3 protein-coding genes and 1 pseudogene are annotated in these 4,009 nt (G+C 37.5%); 2 read left to right on the forward strand and 2 right to left on the reverse strand.

What is annotated here, in order from left to right; translation table 11 throughout:
- A partial coding sequence (gene tnpA / locus ES765_RS21255) for an IS200/IS605 family transposase (protein ID WP_138116509.1) occupies nt 1-250 on the reverse strand: 250 nt, incomplete at its 3' end.
- Between the two features lie 8 nt (nt 251-258).
- On the opposite strand from tnpA, the gene ES765_RS21260 reads away from it, so the two are divergent.
- Nucleotides 259-1,497 (forward strand): IS4 family transposase, encoded by a 1,239-nt coding sequence (locus ES765_RS21260; RefSeq protein ID WP_138116511.1) that lies wholly within the window; start codon nt 259-261, stop codon nt 1,495-1,497.
- Between the two features lie 630 nt (nt 1,498-2,127).
- Here ES765_RS21260 and ES765_RS21270 read toward each other — a convergent pair.
- Nucleotides 2,128-3,299 (reverse strand): annotated as a pseudogene (locus tag ES765_RS21270) (IS3 family transposase).
- Between the two features lie 550 nt (nt 3,300-3,849).
- On the opposite strand from ES765_RS21270, the gene ES765_RS21280 reads away from it, so the two are divergent.
- Nucleotides 3,850-4,009: transposase (locus tag ES765_RS21280; RefSeq protein WP_138115525.1), on the forward strand; the 160-nt coding region annotated here is incomplete at its 3' end.

Raw genomic sequence — 4,009 nt, forward strand, 5'->3', positions numbered from 1 at the left:
TCTTTACCATATAGCTCAGACTTTGCGAAGGACGATATTCAATATGCATGTGGACATGATCCTTGGAAACCAACCCCTTCAATATCCAAATATCCTCGGCATCACAGATCTGCATCAAAAGGGAACGGCAACGGACCTGGATATCCCCTTTCAGAACATGATATCGATATTTAGTGCTCCAGACTATATGGACTGTCAACCTGGAAATAGAACAAAAGTAAAGGTTTTTAGAAGCTAAAGCGAAATGCACTCAAGTGCATAGTTTTAACTATTTTTGAGACCAATAAAAATACGAACGCTCCTTTAATCCGCCAAATTTTGGATCTAGTTCCTTCTTGGATGCTCGCTCGCTGTACCGAAGCACACAAAAGTGATAAAGGACGTAGTAGGTATAAGACCTTTGATCAATTTGTAGCCTTAACTTTCGGACAGCTCAATAAATGCTTTACGCTAAGCGATATTTCTACTGGTATTGGGGTGTCGGAGACATTCATATCAAGTTTGGGACTTAATCAGAGTCCTGCACGTTCTACGATGAGCGATGGTAATAAAAAAAGGAACTATAAAGTCTTTGAGACCTTATATGATAGGCTTTTATCACATTATAGCCATATACTTTCCAAGCGGTATCAGTCCCATATAATCAAAGAAATTGAAGACCGAAGTATAAAACTGATAGACAGTACCATTATTAGCCTATGCTTGTCCATGTTCGATTGGGCAAAGTTTCGGACAGCAAAAGGGGGCATCAAGATACACACCTGTTGGGACGATACCATGATGATACCGGATGTGGTGAATATTACGCTGGCCAAACTTCACGACAGGTATGGTCTGGAGCAGCTGGTCTTTGCCAAAGGGACGATAATAGTAGAGGACAGAGCCTATTTTGATTTTCTTTTAATGTTGCAAAGAGTAAAGGCGGAGAACGTTTTTGTAACACGTATCAAAACCAACACGGTCTATGAGACCATCGCAGAGCTGGAACTTCCCAATGATACAGATCAGGATATTTTGAGGGACGAAATCATAAAACTTTCAGGTAACAAGGCCATTAAAACAGGAATCGGTGAAGTTCGATTACGGTTGGTGCACGTTTACAAAGCAGATGAAAACAAGATCATAGAGATTATCACCAACCAGCTGGATTGGACAGCTAGGACCATTGCGGACTTATACAAAAAGCGCTGGGATATCGAACTGTTCTTCAAGGCCATCAAACAAAACCTACAGATCAAGACCTTTGTGGGAACCAGCAAGAATGCCGTAAAATCTCAGATTTACATAGCTTTGATCACATATTTACTGCTCCAACTTATTGTTAGAACAATTGCCAAGAAAAAGTACGCGTTCTCTAATTTCGTCGAAAAAATAAGAATCTGCCTCACTTTTTGTCTTACCCTTTACTATGTATGCAATCAGGTAGGGGAAGGAGCCAAAAAAATTAGAGGAAAACCACAAGAGGAACTAGCCTTTAGAACAGACTTATTTTCTTGAAAAAATCAAAATGAAAAGCTGTTCACGGGGCTTAACAAGCAATTTTGTCTAGTTTTGAAAAACTTTCGGATGGGAATGAATCAGAAATAATAAGTAACTAACTACTGACCTCTATAAGTTAAAATATTGATATAAGTATTTGTTAGTGTTTTACATAAAAAAGAGGTGTGAGCAATGAACAACCAAATCCAAAAATAGATGGGAAAGAAAACACTGTTCGACGGGAAATTTTCGACCGGAAAATTATTGGAGATGAAAAATTCGTTAAAAAAGGCCGCAAAAGAGATTGATTTTGCGATGTTCAGGGCCTGGTTGGAAGGGAAGTTGCTAATCGGTCGAAAAAGAACAATGCGGGGACAAAGCCGTTCTATGTGGTTCTTATGTTCAAGATCATTGCACTACCTAGTAATTTTTTGGACTTGCAACAAAAAATTTGAAAATTAGATAGGGAATATCATCGCATGGAATTACCATTATCCGTCCCAATAGTCCATGTAGCCTATGATTATTATAGAAAATCACATATCTTTTTAGTATTTGTTGAATTTCGCCAAAAGTTCTATAATCAATTCTTTTAAAGAGAATGAAAAATACGGACTTGCAACAAAAAAGTGGACAATTAGTTAGGAGTCATGCTGCTATTTTTTGGTTAGACATTTCGTTTTCAAATTCTTCTATGGTTTTGTATCCTATATGTTGAACGAATTCTTTTTCTATTGTACCAAGTTTCTATCCATTGGAAAATAGATAGCTCCGCATCGGACCTAAGAACATAATCATATTTGCATACCCATTCAACTTTTAAGCTCTTAAAAAAGCTTTCGGCGACTGCATTGTCCCAATAATTTCCTTTACCGTTCCATCATAACTTTTTACGATATTGGTAAATCTGTGACCTGCATATTAAGATTCCCTATCGGAATGAAATATGAGTTCTTTGGTGATGGTATTTAATCTGACGGCCATATTCCAAGCTAGGATTATTGTATCGCCCGTACTTAAACTCTCGCTCATTGACCATCCCACGACCTTTCGATGGAACAGATCGATAATTACCGTTAAATACATCCATCCCTGCTCGGTCCGCACATATGTAATATTTGACACCCATACCTGATTCTCCCTAGCGACCGTAAAGTCCTGATTCAATATCTTGGGAGCCACTGGATATTTATGATTGGAATCTGTCGTAAACCTAAATTTAAGTTTTCTTCTGGCAAATAGGTTATTGGCCTTCATTATTCTGGCCACTCTGGCCACCCTGGGCCTCGGCACTCGATGCCCTTTTTTCAAAAGTTCCACTTTGACCTTCGGTGCGCTATAACTCTCGAAGCTATCTTTGAAAATATCACGGACAGATACCGTTATAATCTCGTTTTCCAACCATCTTTTGATGGCTTCCTGTGCAGCCAATCGTAATACCCACTTTTGCTTATCTTGAACATTTTACACATCTTCTGAAGCTGTAAATTTAAATTTATGGTGTTTTATGAACCTATATTTTTCCTGTCGCCCTAGGAGAAGATGGCTACCGCCTTTTTTAAGATGTCCCGTTCCAGTTCAACATCCTTTAATCTTTTCTTCAACTTGGCGATTTTGCGTTGCTCGTCCGTCAACTTTGGATTTCCTTTGCCGGCAAAACTGTTCTTGGCATAGGTATTAGACTGCCTACGCCAGTGGCTCAGCACAGAGGTGGGTATGTCCAGTTCCCTGCATATCTCAACAACACTGCCACGCGCATAACTAAGTTCCACTACTTTTTGTTTAAAACCTACGGTAGAATTCCTTTTCTCTCTTGACATTTTTCAAAGTTAATTTTAATGGCCAATACGCTCTTAACTTTACGTCCAGTTAAATATAGTAAGTCCAAAATCTAAAGTCTCACAGAACTGAACGTGATTTAAGTAGCAAAAGAGACCCAATTATCAATGTTGTCGAAGTCTAGAGCTTCACCGTATCTAGTAACCTTAATTCTCTCTTTTGTTCTTTCTGATTTATATCCTAAAAGTTAGGGAATCAAACTTAAGCCGTACTTACCGCAAGTTTCAACGACGCCTAGTTCTTCCGAAGATGATAGGATTTCTGTTTTTCATCTAAACTCCATTTCCTGTATTTCATATGTCAAATGTATTAGTTTGAAATTTAAAATATCAATCCGAACCTATTGGGGCTAAACTAAGCCTTTTAGAGCTTTGCGCTTAATGTTAAGTGCCAAAAAATAAAATTAAATGTATTTTAAACATTTAATTTTATTTTTTGTATTATTGTTATGTAAAAGAGATAGTTGTTCAATTCTTTTAATTGAGTTAGTCATTTAAGTTCTGTATCTTGTTGTCAATAGAAACAACGTTTATGGAAGTATTTGAAGGACAGAATATATTGAGTTTTGTAAAAGAATTGCCAAATGATGATGCCTGTAAGGCATATTTAGCGAAAATAAAATGGCACGATGGTTTTAAATGTATGAAATGTGGTCACACAAAAGGATGTGAGAAATCTGGGTACAAGTATC

Source organism: Maribacter sp. ACAM166, assembly GCF_005771495.1.
Taxonomy (GTDB): Bacteria; Bacteroidota; Bacteroidia; order Flavobacteriales; family Flavobacteriaceae; genus Maribacter.